The sequence below is a fragment of the Pseudomonas sp. NY15437 genome, assembly GCF_048068435.1.
Lineage (GTDB): Bacteria > Pseudomonadota > Gammaproteobacteria > Pseudomonadales > Pseudomonadaceae > Pseudomonas > Pseudomonas nitroreducens_B.
Genome location: NZ_JBLUQC010000012.1, coordinates 69086 through 86203 on the forward strand (window position 1 = coordinate 69086; position 17118 = coordinate 86203).

The window sequence follows — 17118 nt, forward strand, 5'->3', positions numbered from 1 at the left end:
CTGCGCGCCCAGCCCTTCACAGCTTCGCGAGGTACACCATGTCCCGTTCCGAAACGCTTTTCGCCAATGCCCAGAAACACATCCCCGGTGGCGTGAACTCGCCGGTGCGAGCGTTCAAGAGCGTCGGCGGCACCCCGCTGTTCTTCAAGCACGCGGAAGGCGCCTATGTGGTGGACGAGGATGACAAGCGCTACGTCGACTACGTCGGCTCCTGGGGCCCGATGATCCTCGGCCACAGCCACCCGGACGTGCTCGACGCCGTGCGCCAGCAGCTCGACCACGGCCTGTCCTACGGCGCGCCGACCGCGCTGGAAGTGGAAATGGCCGACCTGGTCTGCTCCCTGGTGCCGTCCATGGACATGGTGCGCATGGTCAGCTCCGGCACCGAAGCGACCATGAGCGCCATCCGCCTGGCCCGTGGCTATACCGGCCGCGACAGCATCATCAAGTTCGAAGGCTGCTACCACGGCCACTCCGACAGCCTGCTGGTGAAAGCCGGCTCCGGGGCCCTGACCTTCGGCGTGCCGAATTCCCCGGGCGTGCCGGCGGCCTTCGCCAAGCACACCCTGACCCTGCCCTACAACGACATCGCCGCGGTGGAGAAGACCCTGGGCGAAGTCGGCAAGGACGTGGCCTGCATCATCGTCGAGCCGGTGGCCGGCAACATGAACTGCGTGCCGCCGGCGCCGGGCTTCCTCGAAGGCCTGCGCAGCCTGTGCGACCAGCACGGCGTGGTGCTGATCTTCGACGAAGTGATGACCGGCTTCCGCGTGGCCCTGGGCGGCGCCCAGGCGCACTACGGCATCACCCCGGACCTGTCGACCTTCGGCAAGATCATCGGCGGCGGCATGCCGGTCGGCGCCTTTGGCGGCAAGCGCCAGATCATGGAGCAGATTTCCCCGCTCGGCCCGGTCTACCAGGCCGGCACCCTGTCGGGCAACCCGCTGGCCATGGCCGCCGGCCTGACCACCCTGCGCCTGATCAGCCGCCCCGGCTTCCACGACGAGCTGAACAGCTACACCACCCGCATGCTGCAAGGCCTGCAGGACCGCGCCGACGCCGCGGGCGTGCCCTTCGTGACCACCCAGGCGGGCGCCGCGATGTTCGGCCTGTACTTCAGCGGCGCGGACGACATCGTCACCTTCGAGGACGTGATGGGCAGCGACGTGGAACGCTTCAAGCGCTTCTTCCACCTGATGCTGGACGCTGGCGTCTACCTGGCGCCGAGCGCCTTCGAGGCCGGCTTCACCTCCATCGCCCACGGCGAAACCGAGCTGAAACTGACCCTGGACGCCGCCGAGCGCGCCTTCGCCGCGCTCAAGTAAGCCCTTCTCGCCAAGGCGCCCGACCGGGCGCCTTGCGTTGGGTTCCGCGGCTTCCGGGACTTTATCCCCGCGTTACGCCCACCCCGCCCCAGTTGCCGTTTCCAGCAAAAAAACAGAAAAGAAGGTAAAGACTTTGTAAGGAAGCGCCCGCTTATTTCATAATGTGAAGGCTGGCGCATTTCGCTGGCCGGGTTTTACCCGCCCCGATCCTGGAGGCCGTTTCTCCCCATGTACCGTTCCGGTCGCACCCTGCTGGGTTGCCTGTTGCTCGCACTGCCCCTGTTCACTCAGGCGGGCGGCAACTCGCTGCTGATTCCAGCCACCGGACGCTGCACCCTGAACACCGTGCCCGAACAGCTGCAACAGGCCCTGGCCAGTTGCCAGCAGGCCGCCAATGCCGGCGACGCCCAGGCACAGTTCGAACTGGGGGAATTCTTCTATACCGGCGAACGCGCCCCGCGCGACTTCCAGGCAGCCCTGCACTGGTACGAGAAGGCCTCGCTGCAAGGCCACGCCGATGCGCAGCTGCGCCTGGGCACCATGTTCTTCCGCGGCGAAGGCGTGAAGGCCAATAACGTGCAGGCTTACATCGTGCTGAAGATGGCGGCGGTCAACGGCGCCGAAGACGCCATGGACAGCGCCGACCTGGTCGCCGAGCAGATGAACAAGGACGAGCTGGACATCGCCACCAAGGTCCTCGGGCAAATCTTCCGCAACTACCTGATCGAACTGCAGACCGCCGGCAACTCGCCGTTCTCGCCGCTGCCGTAGCGGCCAGAGGCCGCAGCTGCAAGCTGCAAGCTGCAAGCTGCAAGCTGCAAGCACTATCCTGCCGCTACTTGTCGCTTTTCGCTTGCCGCTTTCAGCTGTTCTTATCCGGCATCGGCATGGGGAACGGCATCACGTTGCCGCTGGGCTTGGCCTCGCTGATCTTGGCAGTGCCCAGGCGCTCCACCTCGTCGATGCGGATGATCGAGTGCAGCGGCACGAAGCTGCGGATGACGCCGTCGAATTGCGCCTTGAGCTTCTCCTCGCTGGGGTCCACCACCACCTGGGTGCGCTCGCCGAAGACGAACTCCTCGATCTCCAGGAAGCCCCACAGATCGCTCTGGTAGATCTGTTTGGCGTACATCTCGTACACCTGGCCCTGGTTGAGGAAGACCACCTTGTAGATCGGGTTCTCGCGCTTGCTCATGAACGAAGGATGACAGCCGTACAAAAAGGGCACGCAGCATAGCACAGACAGCCGCCCCTCATGCGCCGCCGCTGGTAGACACCGGCGTCGAGGCATATAATGCGCGGTCATTTTTTAACCAGCTCAAGACAGATTCCATGGCCAAGAAGCTTTTCATCCAGACCCACGGTTGCCAGATGAACGAGTACGACAGCTCGCGCATGGCCGATCTGCTGGGTGAACACCAGGCCCTGGAGATCACCGAGAAGGCCGAAGAAGCCGACGTCATCCTGCTCAATACCTGCTCGATCCGCGAGAAGGCCCAGGAGAAGGTGTTCTCCGAGCTGGGCGCCTGGCGCGTGCTCAAGCAGCAGAACCCGGACCTGGTGATCGGCGTCGGCGGCTGCGTGGCCAGCCAGGAAGGCGCGGCGATCCGCGAGCGCGCGCCCTACGTCGACGTGGTGTTCGGCCCGCAGACCCTGCACCGCCTGCCGGAGATGATCGACGCCGCCCGCGCCACCCGCAAACCGCAGGTGGACGTGTCCTTCCCGGAAATCGAAAAGTTCGACCGCCTGCCCGAGCCCCGCGTCGACGGCCCCACCGCCTTCGTCTCGGTGATGGAAGGCTGCAGCAAGTACTGCACCTTCTGCGTGGTGCCCTATACCCGTGGCGAGGAAGTCAGCCGCCCGTTCGACGACGTGCTGGCCGAGGTGATCCACCTGGCCGAGAACGGCGTCAAGGAGGTCACCCTGCTGGGCCAGAACGTCAACGGCTACCGTGGCCAGACCCACGACGGCCGCCTCGCCGACTTCGCCGAGCTGATCCGCGTGGTCGCCGAGGTCGATGGCATCGAGCGCATCCGCTACACCACTTCGCACCCGCTGGAATTTTCCGACTCGCTGATCGCCGCCCACGCCGAAGTGCCGCAGTTGGTGAAGTTCGTCCACCTGCCGGTGCAGGCCGGTTCCGACCGCATCCTGGCCGCGATGAAGCGCAACCACACCGCGCTGGAATACAAGTCGCGCATCCGCAAGCTGAAGGCCGCCGTGCCGGACATCTGCATCAGTTCGGACTTCATCGTCGGCTTCCCCGGCGAGACCGAGAAGGACTTCGAACAGACCATGAAGCTGGTGGAAGACGTCGGTTTCGACTTCTCCTTCTCCTTCATCTACAGCTCGCGCCCGGGCACCCCGGCCGCCGACCTGGTCGACGACACCCCGGACGAGGTGAAGAAGCAGCGTCTGCTGATCCTCAACAGCCGCCTGAACCAGCAGGGCTTCGAGATCAGCCGACGGATGGTCGGCAGCATCCAGCGCATCCTCGTCACCGACTACGCCAAGCGCGACCCCGGCCAGTTGCAGGGGCGCACCGAGAACAACCGCGTGGTCAACTTCCGCTGCGACAACCCGCGCCTGATCGGCCAGTTCGTCGACGTGGAAATCTACGAGGCGCTGCCCAATTCCCTGCGCGCGACCCTGGTGGACACACGTCACTGACACCCCACCGATGACGACTCCGATGGCGGCCGAACTTTCGTACTCAGTCGCCTGGGGTTATTCTTCGACCATCTCCCTTTGCAGCACGGCGACTTAGACAGCCCTTGAACGCCCCCCTGGATATCCATCGTTTCATGCTCGAGCCCTTCGAGGCCCGCAGCTTCGCCAACCTGTGCGGCCAGTTCGACGAACACCTGCACCAGATCGAGAAGCGCCTCGGCATCGAGATCCGCAACCGCGGCAACCAGTTCGAACTGGTCGGTGAGCCCGAGCGCACCCAAGCGGCCGAGAACCTCCTGCAGCGCCTCTACCGTGAAGTGCAGAACGGCACCGAGCTGACGCCCGACATGGTCCACCTGTTCCTGCAGGAATCCGGCCTGGAAGACCTGGCCAGCGAGCCGGCCGCCCCGCTGGTGACGCTCAAGACCCGCAAGGCGCACATCCGCCCGCGCGGCGCCAACCAGCAGCGCTACGTCAAGGCGATCCTCGACCACGACATCAACTTCGGCATCGGCCCGGCCGGCACCGGCAAGACCTATCTCGCCGTGGCCTGCGCCGTGGACGCCCTGGAGCGCGAGCAGATCCGTCGCATCCTGCTGGTACGCCCGGCGGTGGAAGCCGGCGAGAAACTCGGCTTCCTGCCCGGCGACCTGTCGCAGAAGATCGACCCCTACCTGCGCCCGCTGTACGACGCCCTGTACGAGATGCTCGGCTTCGAGACCGTGGCCAAGCTGATCGAACGCCAGGTGATCGAGGTCGCGCCGCTGGCCTACATGCGCGGCCGCACGCTGAACAACAGCTTCATCATCCTCGACGAAAGCCAGAACACCACGATGGAACAGATGAAGATGTTCCTCACCCGCATCGGCTTCGGCTCCACCGCGGTGATCACCGGCGACGTCACCCAGGTCGACCTGCCCAAAGGCACGCGCTCGGGTCTCAAGCACGTGATGGAAGTGCTGCGCGACGTTCCCGGCATCAGCTTCACCCACTTCAAGTCCAAGGACGTGGTGCGCCACCCGCTGGTGCAGCGCATCGTCGATGCCTACGACGCCTACGAGAATCGCCTGACCGGCGCGGAAGGCCAGGGCAACAAACATGCTTGAACTAGACCTGCAGGTCGCCTCGCAAGCGCCTGGCCTGCCGAGCGAGGCGCAGTTCCGTCACTGGTGCGAACTGGCCCTGCGCCAGCGCCAGAACGATTCTGAACTCACCATCCGCCTGGTGGACGAAGCCGAAGGGCGCGAACTGAACAAGACCTGGCGACACAAGGACTACGCCACCAACGTACTGTCCTTCCCCGCCGACGTTCCCGATGAGCTGCTGGACATCCCGCTGCTCGGCGACCTGGTGATCTGCGCCCCCGTGGTCACCCGCGAGGCCGCCGAACAGGGCAAGTCCGCCGAGGCCCACTGGGCCCACCTGGTCATCCACGGCTGCCTCCACCTGCTCGGCCACGATCACATCGACGATGCCGAAGCCGAGGAAATGGAAGGCCTGGAACGGGAATTGCTGGCCGAACTGGGTCACCCCGACCCGTACGCGGCCGATGAAGAATAAAAGCCACCGAGCAAGGAAAAGATGAGCGAAGACCGATCGAGCAATGGGCACAAGTCATGGTTGGACAAGATCACCCAGGCTTTTGCCCATGAGCCGAGAAACCGCCAGGAGCTGCTTGAGCTGCTGCGCGAAGCCCACGACAACAAGCTGCTGGACAGCGAAGCGCTGTCCATCGTCGAAGGTGCGATCCAGGTGGCGGACCTCCAGGTTCGCGACATCATGATCCCGCGTTCGCAGATGATCTCCATCAAGTCGACGCAGAAACCTGCGGATTTCCTGCCGGCCATCATCGAAGCGGCGCACTCGCGCTACCCGGTGATCGGCGAGAGCCTGGACGACATCATGGGCGTCCTGCTGGCCAAGGACCTGCTGCCGCTGATCCTTCACGACCAGAACCACGCCTTCAACATCAAGGACCTGCTGCGCCCGGCCACCTTCGTGCCCGAGTCCAAGCGCCTGAACGTGCTGCTGCGCGAGTTCCGCGCCAACCGCAATCACATGGCCATCGTCATCGACGAATACGGCGGCGTGGCCGGGCTGGTGACCATCGAGGACGTGCTGGAGCAGATCGTCGGCGACATCGAGGATGAGCACGACGTCGAGGAAGACAGCTACATCAAGCCGCTGCCCAGCGGTGACTTCATCGTCAAGGCACTGACCCCGGTGGAAGCCTTCAACGATTTCTTCGGGGCGGAATTCTCCGACGAGGAATTCGACACCGTCGGCGGCGTGGTGATGAGCGCCTTCGGCCACCTGCCCAAGCGCAACGAAACCACCGAACTGGGCGGTTTCCGCTTCCGCGTGCTGAACGCGGACAGCCGCCGGCTGCACCTGCTGCGCCTCACCCCGCTGCAGGACTGAAACAAGGCGCACCTGTAGGAGCGGGCCATGCCCGCGATCGCGGACGAAGTCCGCTCCTACAGGATCTCGCCAATCCACCCAGCTCATTTCCTACAGACATACCATCTCCGTCCTGCAACATCCCGCCGCAGTCAGCTCATGGCTTTTGGCTTTCATCCCCATAGCCTACCGTTCGTCTCTCCATTACTCTTGCGCATCGCTTAACCGCCACAAGGATTCCCGATGCGCTGGATCACCCGCCCCGGCCTGCCAGGCCATCTGCTCGCCCTGGCCGCTGGCGCGCTCACCCCGCTGACCCTGGCTCCGTTCGGCTACTGGCCGCTGGCGGTGTTGTCACTGGCCCTGTTCTACCTCGGCCTGCGCGGCACCACGCCCGGCTCGGCGCTCTGGCGCGGCTGGTGGTACGGCTTCGGCGCCTTCATCGCCGGCACCAGCTGGATCTACTTCAGCATCCACAACTTCGGTGGCGCCTCCGGCCCCCTGGCCGGCTTCCTGGTCGGCGGTTTCAGCGCCGGCGTCGCCTTCTTCTTCGCCTTGCCCGCCTGGGTCTGGGCAAAGTTCTTCCGCCGCAACAACGCGCCGGTCAGCGATGCGCTGGCCTTCGCCGCGCTGTGGGTGGTGCTGGAGCTGTTCCGCAGCTGGTTCCTCACCGGCTTCCCCTGGCTCTACGCGGGCTACAGCCAGCTGGACGGCCCGCTGGCCGGCCTCGCCCCGCTGGGCGGCGTATGGCTGGTGTCCTTCGCCATCGCCCTGACCGGCGCACTGATCATCAATATCCCGGCCCTGACCCAACGCCCCTCGCGCCTGGTCACCGGGCTGATCCTGCTGATCGCGCCCTGGGCCGCTGGCCTGGGCTACAAGGGCCACGCCTGGACTACCCCGGCCGGCGCGCCGCTGAAGGTCGCCGCTCTGCAAGGCAACATCGCCCAGGAAATGAAGTGGGACCCGAAGGCCATCACCCACCAGCTGGAGCTGTACCGCGACCTGACCGCCGAGCAGAACGGCGTGGACCTGATCGTCTGGCCGGAAACCGCCGTGCCGGTGCTCAAGGACCAGGCCACCGGCTACCTGGAGATGATCAACGGCGTCGCCACCGCCAAGAAAGCCGCGCTGATCACCGGCGTGCCGGTGCGCGAGAAGACCGCCGAGGGCATTCGCTACTACAACGGCATCACCGTGCTCGGCGAAGGCAGCGGCAACTACCTGAAGCAGAAGCTGGTGCCCTTCGGTGAATACGTCCCGCTGCAGGACCTGCTGCGCGGCCTGATCGCCTTCTTCGACCTGCCCATGTCCGACTTCGCCCGCGGCCCGGCCGACCAGCCACTGCTCAAGGCCAAGGGTTACGCGGTGGCACCGTACATCTGCTACGAAGTGGTCTATCCGGAGTTCGCGGCCGAACTGGCGGCGCAAAGCCAGCTGCTGCTGACCATCAGCAACGACGCCTGGTTCGGCACCTCCATCGGCCCGCTGCAACACCTGCAGATGGCGCAGATGCGCGCCCTGGAAGCCGGGCGCTGGATGGTGCGCGGCACCAACAACGGCGTGACCGCGCTGATCGACCCGTTCGGCAAGCTGGCGGTGCAGATTCCGCAGTTCCAGCAAGGCGTGCTGCGCGGCGAAGTCGTGCCGATGCAGGGCCTGACGCCCTACCTGCAATGGCGCGTCTGGCCGCTGGCGATTCTCAGCGCGGTGCTGCTGGTGTGGGCGCTGGTGCGCCGCCGCACCCACCCGGAAGAGCGCCGGTTGTTCGGCTGACTCCGACGAAAAAGGGCCTCATTGAGAGGCCCTTTTTCATTTGCCGCTATCGGGTTCACGAGCAAGCTCGCTCCTACAGGAGCTTTCTCGCTCTGGCAGATCGTAGGTATTCCTGTAGGAGCGGACTTCGTCCGCGATAGGCCGCATCGCGCCGGAAACAATCGCGGACAGAGTCCGCTCCTACAAGAACCTGCTAGCGATAGAACAACCGATACCCGACCAACCCGATCGCCTCGTTGAGCAACTGCCCGCTCTGCCAGATCGCTCGTCCTTCGGGCAGCCAGCCGCCCAGGGGCACCTCGTCATCCGTGCCGAGATAGCCCGCCGGCGCCGGCACCACCTGCAGGCCGGCCTTCTCGAAACTCCAGATCGAACGGGGCATGTGGATGGCGCTGGTGACCAGCACCACCCGCTGGATCCCTGCCTCGCGCAGCATCTGCGCGCTGAACTGGGCGTTCTCCCAGGTCGTGCGGCTGCGGCCTTCTTCCCAGCGCACCGGCACGCCGTAATCGTCCAGCAGGCTCTGCGCCATGATCCGCGCCTCGGAAGGCGGCGTGCCGTAATGCAGCCCGCCGGAGGTCAGCACGGGCAGCCCGCTGGCCTTGGCCAGGCGGGCTGCGTAGCGAATGCGCTCGCGGGCCATGAGGCCGGGCTGGTCGTCCTGCCACGCCCGATCCCCGCGCACCCGGCCGGCGCCCAGCACCACAATGGCGTCGGCGCGCTGCGCCAGCCCCGCCCAGTCCGCCTGCCTGAGCGGTGCCTGCTGTTCCAGCTGGCGCGCGCCCCACTCCACCGTCACCGGCAGGCTCATCAGCAGCAGGCCGAAGAAACCGGAAAAGAAGCACACCGCCGACACGCGCGGGTAGCGCCGACGCAGCAGGAAACCCAGCAGCAGCAACAGGAGCAGCAGCCCCGGCGGCATGAAAATCTGTTTGAGGATGAAGCGGATAGGCATTGGCGACTCCTTGTCGAGCGCCAAGCCTAACGGATCGGGAAGTTCTCAGCGTGCCTTGGCGTTGCGGAACAGCTGCGATCCGCACGACGTGCACGGCAGCACGCCCTGATGGCGACTCCAGGCCACCGGCGAGCCGCACAGCGCGCACTGCAATTGCTGCGGGCGCGGCACCAGACGCGGCCGGCTGGGCGGCACCGGGTGGCGCACATGGCGCGGCGCACGGGCCGGCGCGCGCTCCAGCAGGGCGAGTTCCTCCGCCGCGGCATGCCAGCCGCGCAGCCAATTCACATCCTGGTCCAGATACGCCCTGATCAACTCCATCTCGGCACTGCTCAAACCGCGCAACTCCAGTTCCACGGGGCATTCGTCACGTAGTCGCTCTGCGGTGTCGGCCTCATCCAGGGCCAGCGCGAGCCGTTGCAACAACCGTTCATACAGACCGGAACCCGACGCACTTGCGCGATGCAGCTCAGCCATCAGTCACCTCAAGACAGGCGGAAACCTCCCGCCCTCAGGCAAAGCTTAGCGGCACACCCCGCGCCACACCGAGCGTGCGACAAACGGCGCGGGCTACCGGCTCGGGTGGGGGTCATGTATGCTACGAGGCTTTCTGTAGCCGCCCGACCCAGGTCTTCTCAGGGGTCGGTTCAGCGGAGGGCCACTCGACCTCCCCGGCTGCACACTTCTTTTCCGTACAGGTTCAAATCGCGCCATGCACGAGCAATATCAGCCCCTCGAGATCGAATCCCAGGCCCAGAAATTCTGGAACGAACACAACTCCTTCCGCGTCGACGAAGTCGCCGGCAAGGAGAAGTTCTACTGCCTGTCGATGTTCCCGTATCCGAGCGGCAAGCTACACATGGGGCACGTGCGCAACTACACCATCGGTGACGTGATCAGCCGCTACCACCGCATGCAGGGCAAGAACGTCCTGCAGCCGATGGGCTGGGATGCGTTCGGCATGCCGGCGGAAAACGCCGCGATGAAGAACAACGTCGCACCGGCGGCCTGGACCTACGACAACATCGCCTACATGAAGTCCCAGCTCAACAGCCTGGGCCTGGCGATCGACTGGTCCCGCGAGGTCACCACCTGCAAGCCGGACTACTACCGCTGGGAGCAGTGGCTGTTCACCCGCCTGTTCGAAAAGGGCGTGATCTACCGCAAGAACGGCACCGTGAACTGGGACCCGGTGGACCAGACCGTACTGGCCAACGAGCAGGTCATCGACGGCCGCGGCTGGCGCTCGGGCGCGCTGATCGAGAAGCGCGAAATCCCGATGTACTACTTCAAGATCACCGCCTACGCCGACGAGCTGCTGTCCAGCCTCGACGACCTGCCGGGCTGGCCGGAACAGGTCAAGACCATGCAGCGCAACTGGATCGGCAAGTCCCGCGGCATGGAGATCGCCTTCCCCTATGACCAGGCTTCCATCGGCGAAGCGGGCCAGTTGAAGGTCTTCACCACCCGTCCGGACACCCTGATGGGCGCCACCTACGTCGCCGTGGCCGCCGAGCACCCGCTGGCCACCCTGGCCGCCGAGCGCGATCCGTCGCTGCAGGCGTTCATCGACGAGTGCAAGCGCGGCGGCGTCGCCGAAGCCGACATCGCCACCCAGGAGAAGAAAGGCGTCGCCACTTCCCTGTTCGTCGAGCACCCGCTGACCGGCGACAAGCTGCCGGTGTGGATCGCCAACTACGTCCTGATGACCTACGGCGAAGGCGCCGTGATGGCCGTTCCGGGCCACGACGAGCGCGACTTCGAGTTCGCCAACAAGTACGCCCTGCCGATCCAGCAGGTGATTGCCCAGGTCGGCGCCGACAACGACTTCGAGCCGACCACCTGGAAAGAGTGGTACGGCCTGAAGGACGACAGTGTCATCACCGTCAACTCCGGCAAGTACGACGGCCTGGGCTACCAGGCAGCCTTCGACGCCATCGGCGCCGACCTCGCCGCCAAGGGCTTGGGCCAGCAGCGCACCCAGTTCCGCCTGCGCGACTGGGGCATCAGCCGCCAGCGCTACTGGGGCTGCCCGATCCCGATCATCCACTGCGACGCCTGTGGCGACGTGCCGGTCCCGGCCGACCAGCTGCCGGTGGTCCTGCCCGAGGACGTGGTGCCGGACGGCGCCGGTTCGCCCCTGGCCAAGCTGCCGTCGTTCTACGAGTGCAGCTGCCCGAAATGCGGCCAGCCGGCCAAGCGCGAAACCGACACCATGGACACCTTCGTGGAGTCCTCCTGGTACTTCGCCCGCTACGCCTGCCCGCAGTTCGAAGACGGCATGCTGGACAAGAAGGCCGCCAACTACTGGCTGCCGGTCGATCAGTACATCGGCGGCATCGAGCACGCCATCCTCCACCTGCTCTACGCGCGCTTCTTCCACAAGCTGATGCGCGACGAAGGCCTGATCGACTCCGACGAGCCGTTCAAGAACCTGCTGACCCAGGGCATGGTGGTCGCCGAGACCTACTACCGCACCAACCCGAACGGCAGCAAGGACTGGTTCAACCCCGCCGATGTCGAAGTCGAGCGCGATGCCAAGGCCAAGGTCATCGGCGCGCGCCTGAAGACCGACGGCCTGCCGGTGGAAATCGGCGGCACCGAGAAGATGTCCAAGTCCAAGAACAACGGCGTGGACCCGCAGGCCATGATCGATGCCTACGGCGCCGACACCTGCCGCCTGTTCATGATGTTCGCCTCGCCGCCGGACATGAGCCTGGAGTGGTCCGACTCCGGCGTCGAAGGCGCGAGCCGCTTCCTGCGCCGCGTCTGGCGCCTGGCCCAGAGCCACGTCAACGCAGGCCCCGCCGGCAGCGTCGACAAGTCCGCCCTGGACGACGCGCAGAAGGCCATCCACCGCGCCATCCACCTGGCCATCCGCCAGGCCAGCCAGGACGTGGGCCAGCACCACAAGTTCAACACCGCCATCGCCGCCGTGATGACCCTGATGAACGTGCTGGAGAAAGCCCCGGCCGAATCCGCCACCGACCGCGCCCTGCTCCAGGAAGGCCTGGAAACCGTCACCCTGCTGCTCGCTCCGATCACCCCGCACATCTGCCACGTGATCTGGCAGGAGCTGGGCAAGGACGGCGCCGTGATCGACGCCAGCTGGCCGCAGGTCGACGAAGCCGCCCTGGTGCAGGACAGCCTGCAACTGGTGGTACAGGTCAACGGCAAGCTGCGCGGCCACATCGAAATGCCCGCCAGCGCCAGCCGCGAGGACGTCGAAGCGGCCGCCCGCGCCAACGAGAACGTGCTGCGCTTCACCGACGGCCTGACCATCCGCAAGGTCATCGTGGTGCCGGGCAAGCTGGTCAATATCGTCGCCAACTAAAGCAACGCTGGAAAAGACCCATTCGCCCGTGGCACCTTCGCCACGGGCATACCGGATCAACAGGAGTGAGGGAAGCTTGATGAAACGTATCCTGACCAGCCTCGCGCTGATCGGCCTGGCCAGCGTGCTGAGCGCCTGCGGTTTCCAACTGCGCGGCCTGGGCGATACGAACTTTGCGCTCAAGGAAATCGACGTGAGCGCGCGCAATGCCTATGGCGAAACCGTCACACAGCTCAAGCAGGTGCTTGAAGGCAGCGGCGTGAAAGTCGTCTCCCGCGCGCCGTATCACCTGATCCTCGCCCGTGAAGAAACCACCAGCCGCTCGGTGAGCTACACCAGCTCCGCGCGCAGTGCGGAAAACGAGCTGACCAACACCCTGAGCTACGAGATCCGCGGCAGTGACAACCTGCTGCTGCTCGCCAACCAGGTGCAGGTGCGCAAGGTCTACGTGCAGGACGAGAACAACCTGATCGGCTCCGACCAGGAAGCCCAGCAGATCCGCAACGAGATGCGCCGCGACCTGGTCCAGCAGATGGTCACCCGCCTGCAGCTGATCACCCCGGCCCAGCTCGACGACCTGCAAGCCAAGGCGGAAGCCAAGGCCAAGGCCGAAGCCGAGGCGCTCAAGGCCGCGGACGAGGCTGCCAAGTCTCAGCCGCAGCAGTCGCCGATCGAATTCCCGAAAGCACAGTAAGCGACAAGGGGCCGGCCAACCGGCCCCTTTCTCATTATGAAGCTCAATCCCGGACAACTCGCCAAGCACCTGCAAGGCAACCTCGCGCCCGTCTACGTGGTCAGCGGCGACGAACCGTTGCTCTGCCAGGAAGCCTGCGACGCCATCCGCGCCGCCTGCCGCCAGCGTGATTTCGGCGAACGCCAGGTGTTCAACGCCGAAGCCAACTTCGACTGGGGCCAACTGCTCGAAGCCGGTGCCAGCCTCTCGCTGTTCGCCGAAAAGCGCCTCATCGAACTGCGCCTGCCCTCGGGCAAGCCCGGTGACAAGGGCGCGGCGATCCTCCAGGAATACCTGCAGCGCCCGCCGGAGGACACCGTCCTGCTGGTCAGCCTGCCCAAGCTCGACGGCAGCACGCAGAAGACCAAGTGGGCCAAGGCCCTGATCGACGGCGATGCCGCGCAGTTCATCCAGATCTGGCCGATCGACGTGCACCAGCTGCCGCAGTGGATTCGCCAGCGCCTGTCCCAGGCGGGCCTTGCCGCCAGCCAGGACGCGGTGGACCTGATCGCCGCACGGGTCGAAGGCAACCTGCTGGCTGCCGCCCAGGAAATCGAGAAACTCAAGCTGCTCGCCGACGGCCAGCAGATCGACGCCGACACCGTGCAGGCCGCCGTGGCTGACAGTGCGCGCTTCGATGTATTCGGCCTGATCGACGCGGCCCTCAACGGCGAAGCCGCCCACTGCCTGCGCATGCTCGAAGGCCTGCGCGGCGAAGGGGTAGAACCGCCGGTGATCCTCTGGGCCCTGGCCCGGGAGATCCGCGTGCTGGCCAGCCTCGCCCAGCAGTTCAGCCAGGGCGTCCCGCTGGACAAGGCCTTCAGCCAGGCCCGCCCGCCCATCTGGGACAAGCGCCGACCGCTGATGAGCAAGGCCCTGCAACGCCACACCGCGCCCCGCTGGAACCAGATGCTGCAGGATGCCCAGCTGATCGACGCACAGATCAAGGGCCAGGCGGCGGGCAACGTCTGGAACAGCCTCGCCCGCCTCGCGCTGCTGGTGGCCGGTCAGCGCATCAGCCTGCCGTCAGCCTGACACCGACGCGCCCGCGGCCCCTGCACGGGCCGCCGGCTGGTCACGGCCGCGCCGGCTGCGCCCGATGGGTTTGTCCTTCCCCGCGGTCCAGCGCTACCCCGCGCGTATCCCGCCCGGTGCTGATCAACGCGCAGATGAGCACCGCCACCACGCCGGCCACGATGGCCATCGCCGTGCCATAGCTGTAGCTCTTGGCGATCTCCGCCTGCAACGGCGCATTGACCGAGGCGATCAGGTTACCCAACTGATAGACGAACCCCGGCAGCACCGCGCGGGTGCCCACCGGTGCCAGTTCGTTGAGGTAGGCGGGAATCACGCCCCAGGCGCCCTGCACCATGAACTGCATCAGAAATGCGCCGATGCCCAGCGCCACTGCACCGTGACTGAAGGCCCAGAGCGGCAGCACCGGCAACGCCAGCAGCGCGCCGCAAATGATCGCCTTCTTCCGTCCGATCCGTTCGGACAAGCTGCCGAACAGGATGCCGCCGAGGATCGCGGCGATGTTGTACGTCACCGCGATCAGGCTGACGGTGTGCGTGTCGAAGCCATGCTGCACCTTCAGAAAGGTCGGGTAGAGATCCTGCGTGCCATGGCTGAAGAAGTTGAAACAGGCCATCAGCAGCACCGCGTAGAGGCACAGCTTCCACTGACTGCGCAGCACCGGCCACAACGGCGTCGACTCCTTGCGCTCGCGCGCCGCCTGCCAGATCGGCGACTCCGGCACCTTGAACCAGATGAACGCCACCAGCACGACCGGCAGGCAACCGACGATGAACATTCCGCGCCAGCCGAGCACCTCGAACAACAGGCCGTAGACGATCGAAGCGATCAGGTAGCCCGCCGGGTAACCGGCCTGGAACAGCCCGGAGACCATGCCACGGGACCGCTCGGGGATGGTCTCCATCGCCAGCGAGGACGCCACGCCCCAGATGCCGCCCATGGCCACGCCGTAGACTACCCGCAGGACCAGGAAGGTCGTCAGGTTCGGCGAGAACGCCGAGGCCAGTTCCAGCAGGGAATAGATCAGGATATTGATCATCAGCACCGGCCGCCGGCCATAGCGCTCTGCCGCGCGGCCGAACAGCAGCGCGCCGATCGGGCGCACGGCCAGGGTCAGGAGGATCGCCAGGGACACCTGCGGCAGGTCCACATGGAATGTCTGCGCGATATCCGTGAGGACGAAGACCAGGAGGAAGAAATCGAAGGCATCCAGCGTCCAGGCGAGCACCGAAGCGATCACCACATTGCGTTGGGTAGGGGACCATTGCTGCATCACACATCTCCAGCCGGGGCGTCGCCGTCGCTGTACACCGAGGCACTCGTGAGTCAGCTATCACGCTAACCGAGCCCGGAAGCCAACCACAGCCGCGCGCCTGAAAAGATCTGTTACAGAAATAGCGACAATCCGCCACAGGCCCGGGTTCGATCAGATGCGACCGAGGCATGAGCGCATGCCCCTTGGCGAGACATTCGGCATCCCCCTGTAGGAGCGGGCCATGCCCGCGATCGCGCGCATGGCGCGCTCCTACCTGGAAAATCCTGCGCTGGCCCCAGCCCTCTCCCTGAAGGGCGAGGGAGCTGTCCGTGCCGGCTGATGCTTAGGTTTTATCCTGCACCGTACGGTCCCCTCTCCCTTCGGAGCGGGGCGCGCAGCCAGGGTTAGGGAGAGGGAAAATACACGCACATATTTTCAGATGAAGACAGTTGCCCATACAGGGGAGCGACTTCTTTCTTGCCAGCCCGATCACTCCCACTCCCGCACCTGGCGCACCTCCACGCAGCCCAGCCGCCCCGGCGGAATCTTCGCGGCGATGCGCTCGGCCTCGTCCAGGCTCTGCGCCTCGATCAGGTAGAAACCGCCCAGCTGTTCCCGCGTCTCGGCAAACGGCCCGTCGGTCACGGTGAGTTTGTCGCCCTGGCCGCGCAACGTGCGCCCGGTAGGCGTCGGCAGCAGGGCATTGGCCGCGATGTAATGGCCGCTGCGCCGCAGTTGCTCGCTGTAGGTCATGCACTCGTCGACGATGCCGCGCAACTCGGCCTCGGGCAGTTCCGCCGCCTTGCGCTCGTCGAAATAGATCATGCAGAGAAATTTCATCGCCTTCTTCCTCGTTATTGTCCGGGGTGTCGGAAAGATTCGTCGCCCCAGCGTAGCCCCGATTGCCGCGCGGTGACCTTGGCCCGCCCGGCGGTGACCAACGGCATGGACAAACGTCCCAGATAGGCAGAAGATGCGCGCGCCGGCAACGGCGCCGGCCTCAACGAGGAAAGACACATGGTGAAGAAATCCAAACGGCCGAACAAGGCCAAGTCCCTGGTCGCTCAACCGCTGTTCCGCAGCCGCCAGGAACAGCCGCTCAAAGGCAAAGGCAGCTACCGCCGCGAAGCCTCCCGAAATTGGGAGGCTTCTTCGCTTCTGGCGGCCTGAAAACCTCAGAAAACCTGAACCACCCCCGCCCTTTTGCTTTCAACCGGACAACCCTGCCTTGGAGGTCCGCCATGAAAGCGCCGCTCATTCTCGCCATCCTCGCCCTGCCCTTCAGCCTGTCCGCCCATGCGTTCTGCTCCGACCAGGAGGCCGAAGCCAAGGGCAAGCAAGTGGCCGCCAAAGTCACCGAAGTGACGCGCAGCGATCCGCAACGTGCACAGAAGCTCAACGAAAAGCTCGCCGAGATGAAGAAGTCCCGCTCCAGCGAACAGCGCCCGGACGACTGCGCGGCGTACGACGACATGCTCAAGGAACTGAACCAGAGCGCGCCCAAGGTCGACCAGGAAACCGGCAGCCAGCCCAAGCAATAGCGGCGCCGCGCGTCTCGTAGCCGGTACGGCGGAGCTCCCACCGGGACATCCTGCGCGTGCTTCGCCCGCCCTCTGAAAGGAGTAGTAAGCCCGG

The 17118-nt window shown here is 65.5% G+C and carries 17 protein-coding genes; 12 read left to right on the forward strand and 5 right to left on the reverse strand.

The features are described from left to right. Positions 1-38 precede the first annotated feature (38 nt). On the forward strand, positions 39-1325 hold the full coding sequence (hemL, locus tag ACNFIA_RS23635) for a glutamate-1-semialdehyde 2,1-aminomutase (protein WP_416789201.1): 1287 nt from the start codon (positions 39-41) through the stop codon (positions 1323-1325). A 228-nt stretch (positions 1326-1553) separates the two neighbouring features. Continuing rightward, on the forward strand, positions 1554-2096 hold the full coding sequence (locus tag ACNFIA_RS23640) for a tetratricopeptide repeat protein (protein WP_017521798.1): 543 nt from the start codon (positions 1554-1556) through the stop codon (positions 2094-2096). A 91-nt stretch (positions 2097-2187) separates the two neighbouring features. Here ACNFIA_RS23640 and ACNFIA_RS23645 read toward each other — a convergent pair whose 3' ends face one another. Beyond that, positions 2188-2520: a DUF1820 family protein gene (locus ACNFIA_RS23645; protein ID WP_416789203.1), complete on the reverse strand. Its 333-nt coding sequence runs from the start codon at positions 2518-2520 to the stop codon at positions 2188-2190. Between the two features lie 137 nt (positions 2521-2657). Here ACNFIA_RS23645 and miaB point away from each other — a divergent pair, with 137 nt between their 5' ends. From miaB to lnt, 5 genes are all read left to right on the forward strand, one after another. Then, the gene (gene miaB, locus ACNFIA_RS23650) at positions 2658-3995 is read left to right on the forward strand and encodes a tRNA (N6-isopentenyl adenosine(37)-C2)-methylthiotransferase MiaB (RefSeq protein WP_416789205.1); all 1338 of its coding nucleotides are present in this window, start codon (positions 2658-2660) and stop codon (positions 3993-3995) included. A gap of 104 nt (positions 3996-4099) precedes the next feature. After that, positions 4100-5101 (forward strand): PhoH family protein, encoded by a 1002-nt coding sequence (locus tag ACNFIA_RS23655; protein ID WP_416789207.1) that lies wholly within the window; start codon positions 4100-4102, stop codon positions 5099-5101. Then, complete coding sequence (gene ybeY, locus ACNFIA_RS23660; protein ID WP_416789209.1) at positions 5094-5555, forward strand: rRNA maturation RNase YbeY; 462 nt, start codon at positions 5094-5096, stop codon at positions 5553-5555. The genes ACNFIA_RS23655 and ybeY overlap by 8 nt, the downstream gene beginning before the upstream one ends. Before the next feature lie 21 nt (positions 5556-5576). Beyond that, entirely contained in the window at positions 5577-6416 is an 840-nt protein-coding gene (locus ACNFIA_RS23665; RefSeq protein ID WP_015475436.1) for an HlyC/CorC family transporter, read from the forward strand. Positions 6417-6638: 222 nt separating this feature from the next. Then, positions 6639-8171, forward strand: a complete 1533-nt coding sequence (lnt, locus tag ACNFIA_RS23670; RefSeq protein ID WP_259759116.1) for an apolipoprotein N-acyltransferase — start codon at positions 6639-6641, stop codon at positions 8169-8171. A 193-nt stretch (positions 8172-8364) separates the two neighbouring features. Here lnt and ACNFIA_RS23675 read toward each other — a convergent pair whose 3' ends face one another. Together ACNFIA_RS23675 and ACNFIA_RS23680 are read right to left on the reverse strand one after the other, a co-directional pair. Continuing rightward, a complete protein-coding gene (locus tag ACNFIA_RS23675; RefSeq protein WP_416789212.1) occupies positions 8365-9126 on the reverse strand; it encodes a YdcF family protein in 762 nt (253 codons plus the stop codon). Between the two features lie 45 nt (positions 9127-9171). Then, on the reverse strand, positions 9172-9603 hold the full coding sequence (locus ACNFIA_RS23680) for a hypothetical protein (RefSeq protein WP_259759114.1): 432 nt from the start codon (positions 9601-9603) through the stop codon (positions 9172-9174). Positions 9604-9838: 235 nt separating this feature from the next. Here ACNFIA_RS23680 and leuS point away from each other — a divergent pair, with 235 nt between their 5' ends. The 3 genes from leuS (at position 9839) to holA (ending at position 14228) form a co-directional block, all read left to right on the forward strand. Then, positions 9839-12460 carry a leucine--tRNA ligase gene (leuS, locus tag ACNFIA_RS23685; protein WP_416789214.1) on the forward strand — a complete coding sequence of 874 codons (2622 nt, stop codon included), beginning with the start codon at positions 9839-9841 and terminating at the stop codon, positions 12458-12460. Positions 12461-12539: 79 nt separating this feature from the next. Next, positions 12540-13154: an LPS assembly lipoprotein LptE gene (gene lptE / locus ACNFIA_RS23690; protein ID WP_259759112.1), complete on the forward strand. Its 615-nt coding sequence runs from the start codon at positions 12540-12542 to the stop codon at positions 13152-13154. Between the two features lie 36 nt (positions 13155-13190). Further along, positions 13191-14228, forward strand: coding sequence for a DNA polymerase III subunit delta (gene holA, locus ACNFIA_RS23695; protein ID WP_416789216.1), 1038 nt, complete (start codon positions 13191-13193; stop codon positions 14226-14228). A gap of 40 nt (positions 14229-14268) precedes the next feature. Here holA and ACNFIA_RS23700 read toward each other — a convergent pair whose 3' ends face one another. Together ACNFIA_RS23700 and ACNFIA_RS23705 are read right to left on the reverse strand one after the other, a co-directional pair. After that, positions 14269-15501 carry an MFS transporter gene (locus tag ACNFIA_RS23700; protein ID WP_416789218.1) on the reverse strand — a complete coding sequence of 411 codons (1233 nt, stop codon included), beginning with the start codon at positions 15499-15501 and terminating at the stop codon, positions 14269-14271. 471 nt (positions 15502-15972) lie between these two features. After that, positions 15973-16323 (reverse strand): YciI family protein, encoded by a 351-nt coding sequence (locus ACNFIA_RS23705; protein WP_259759109.1) that lies wholly within the window; start codon positions 16321-16323, stop codon positions 15973-15975. Between the two features lie 177 nt (positions 16324-16500). On the opposite strand from ACNFIA_RS23705, the gene arfA reads away from it, so the two are divergent. Together arfA and ACNFIA_RS23715 are read left to right on the forward strand one after the other, a co-directional pair. After that, positions 16501-16653 carry an alternative ribosome rescue factor ArfA gene (arfA, locus tag ACNFIA_RS23710; RefSeq protein ID WP_416789220.1) on the forward strand — a complete coding sequence of 51 codons (153 nt, stop codon included), beginning with the start codon at positions 16501-16503 and terminating at the stop codon, positions 16651-16653. A 71-nt stretch (positions 16654-16724) separates the two neighbouring features. Further along, a complete protein-coding gene (locus ACNFIA_RS23715; RefSeq protein WP_259759108.1) occupies positions 16725-17024 on the forward strand; it encodes a hypothetical protein in 300 nt (99 codons plus the stop codon). The last annotated feature ends 94 nt before the right edge of the window (positions 17025-17118 follow it).

Excerpts from the sequence above, each read along its gene's own strand:
- hemL (WP_416789201.1), top strand. The coding sequence starts at position 39 with ATGTCCCGTTCCGAAACGCTTTTCGCCAATGCCCAGAAACACATCCCC.
- ACNFIA_RS23640 (WP_017521798.1), top strand. The coding sequence starts at position 1,554 with ATGTACCGTTCCGGTCGCACCCTGCTGGGTTGCCTGTTGCTCGCACTG.
- ACNFIA_RS23645 (WP_416789203.1), bottom strand. The coding sequence starts at position 2,520 with ATGAGCAAGCGCGAGAACCCGATCTACAAGGTGGTCTTCCTCAACCAG.
- miaB (WP_416789205.1), top strand. The coding sequence starts at position 2,658 with ATGGCCAAGAAGCTTTTCATCCAGACCCACGGTTGCCAGATGAACGAG.
- ybeY (WP_416789209.1), top strand. The coding sequence starts at position 5,094 with ATGCTTGAACTAGACCTGCAGGTCGCCTCGCAAGCGCCTGGCCTGCCG.
- ACNFIA_RS23665 (WP_015475436.1), top strand. The coding sequence starts at position 5,577 with ATGAGCGAAGACCGATCGAGCAATGGGCACAAGTCATGGTTGGACAAG.
- lnt (WP_259759116.1), top strand. The coding sequence starts at position 6,639 with ATGCGCTGGATCACCCGCCCCGGCCTGCCAGGCCATCTGCTCGCCCTG.
- ACNFIA_RS23675 (WP_416789212.1), bottom strand. The coding sequence starts at position 9,126 with ATGCCTATCCGCTTCATCCTCAAACAGATTTTCATGCCGCCGGGGCTG.
- ACNFIA_RS23680 (WP_259759114.1), bottom strand. The coding sequence starts at position 9,603 with ATGGCTGAGCTGCATCGCGCAAGTGCGTCGGGTTCCGGTCTGTATGAA.
- leuS (WP_416789214.1), top strand. The coding sequence starts at position 9,839 with ATGCACGAGCAATATCAGCCCCTCGAGATCGAATCCCAGGCCCAGAAA.
- lptE (WP_259759112.1), top strand. The coding sequence starts at position 12,540 with ATGAAACGTATCCTGACCAGCCTCGCGCTGATCGGCCTGGCCAGCGTG.
- holA (WP_416789216.1), top strand. The coding sequence starts at position 13,191 with ATGAAGCTCAATCCCGGACAACTCGCCAAGCACCTGCAAGGCAACCTC.
- ACNFIA_RS23700 (WP_416789218.1), bottom strand. The coding sequence starts at position 15,501 with ATGCAGCAATGGTCCCCTACCCAACGCAATGTGGTGATCGCTTCGGTG.
- ACNFIA_RS23705 (WP_259759109.1), bottom strand. The coding sequence starts at position 16,323 with ATGAAATTTCTCTGCATGATCTATTTCGACGAGCGCAAGGCGGCGGAA.
- arfA (WP_416789220.1), top strand. The coding sequence starts at position 16,501 with ATGGTGAAGAAATCCAAACGGCCGAACAAGGCCAAGTCCCTGGTCGCT.
- ACNFIA_RS23715 (WP_259759108.1), top strand. The coding sequence starts at position 16,725 with ATGAAAGCGCCGCTCATTCTCGCCATCCTCGCCCTGCCCTTCAGCCTG.